At 36.6% G+C, this 1,674-nt stretch carries 1 protein-coding gene; it reads left to right on the top strand.

Annotated features, from left to right (window positions below):
• Positions 1–137 precede the first annotated feature (137 nt).
• Positions 138–1,601 (top strand): choice-of-anchor tandem repeat GloVer-containing protein, encoded by a 1,464-nt coding sequence (locus ABD792_RS17460; RefSeq protein ID WP_345007660.1) that lies wholly within the window; start codon positions 138–140, stop codon positions 1,599–1,601.
• The last annotated feature ends 73 nt before the right edge of the window (positions 1,602–1,674 follow it).

Genomic DNA, 1,674 nt, shown 5'->3' with positions numbered 1-1,674 from the left:
GTATGATGGGAGACTATCACGTACGGTTCTGTGAGAGGCTCGGGGTGAAAATCCCCTTGTCTACTCGACACAATCACGTTGGCATTAATTAAAAAAAAATCATATTTTTATATCTTCAACCAATTAAAGAAACAGACATGAAAAAAATTTTACTTTTAGTCCTCAGTGTTATTACGTTTCAATCACAAGCTCAAACTTATATGTATGGAACTACATTCGAAGGTGGAGATAATAACTTAGGAACTATTTACAGAGTAGATGAGAACGGGCAAAATTTCCAAAAAGTGTTTGACTTCTCTACATCAACTGGTGGAAACCCAAGAGGAGGACTCACTTTAGGGCCAGATGGTAAAATGTATGGTTTTACTACAGCCGAGGGCCAGGCGGTAAATCCTGGAGGTACTCCATCAGGCTCATTTTATAAGTTTGATCCTGTAACGAATAGTTTGCAGGTCATAAAGTATTTCAATACAGAAGAACCTTTCGGGTATGAATTTAATGATGCACCTCTATTAGCTTCTAATGGAAATTTATACGCCGCAAGTACTTATTTAGGCTCAAACGTCGTACAAGCCAATGTTTTCATTAGATATGAAATTTCTACTGGGTCGTTATCAATTTTGGATACATTGGACTATGCAGCTTTTGGGTATTTAGACAGCAAATTGATGCAAGCGTCTGATAATAATATATATTTTGCTACCGTTAGGTCGATACCAAATCATGCTGCTATTATAAAGTATGATTTAACATTGAATACCTTTACATTAATTCATAATTCATTAGGATCAGTGGTTCTTCCACCTGGCAGTACCCTTTCGGAGTACGATGTACCCATAAACAATCCACTTTTTGAAGCATCAAATGGTATGCTTTATGGAGCTTCAAGAGGTGGTGGGAATTATGACGAAGGGAATGTTTTTAAAATCAACAAGGATGGTAGCGGATACCAAACGCTTCACGTTTTCACCAGTGGGTTATCTGTCGAAGGTTTTATTCCCGCTGGAGGATTTGTTGAACATAATGGAAAGTTGTATTCTGCAACACAGCAGCAAGGAGGGTTAAATCTAAATTCCGGGACTTTTTATACGATTAATTTATCAACTGATGCCGTAGAACATCCGCACATTCTAGATGTTGAAGGTATCGATCCTCTAGGAACCTTTGTTCTTTCTCCAAATGGCAGGCTTTATATTACTTGTTCAGGAAGATCCACGAATAATGGTTCACTTGTTGAGTGGAACTTAAATAACAACACATTAACTCAACGTCATGCCTATAATGGGACTGGTGGTGCTAAACCTTATAGAAATGGGTTATGCATTGTAGATTTTAGCTCATTAAGTGTTGACGAAAGCAATCTAGCGGATCTTAATATCTCAATTTTCCCTAACCCTGTTTCTGATTATTTATCGATTAAAAGTTCAGGCAAAAATACAATAGAGAAAATAGATTTGTACAATACTAATGGCCAATTGGTTTATTCATCTTATTCACAAGAACCTATTAACATTTCTAGATTTGAAAGCGGGGTATATTTTATTCAATTAAAAATTAATGGCAGTAAGATCATAACTAAAAAGATTATCAAAAATAACTAATGCCAATAACTAAGTGTTCGTGTGGTCGGTACGGCCAAACATGAACACCGTGTTGACTGAACCGGTTTTGGTC

It is taken from the genome of Snuella lapsa, assembly GCF_039539345.1.
Taxonomy (GTDB): domain Bacteria; phylum Bacteroidota; class Bacteroidia; order Flavobacteriales; family Flavobacteriaceae; genus Snuella; species Snuella lapsa.
The sequence above is the reverse complement of the archived record's forward strand: the minus strand, read 5'-3'. Positions and strand labels throughout refer to the sequence as shown.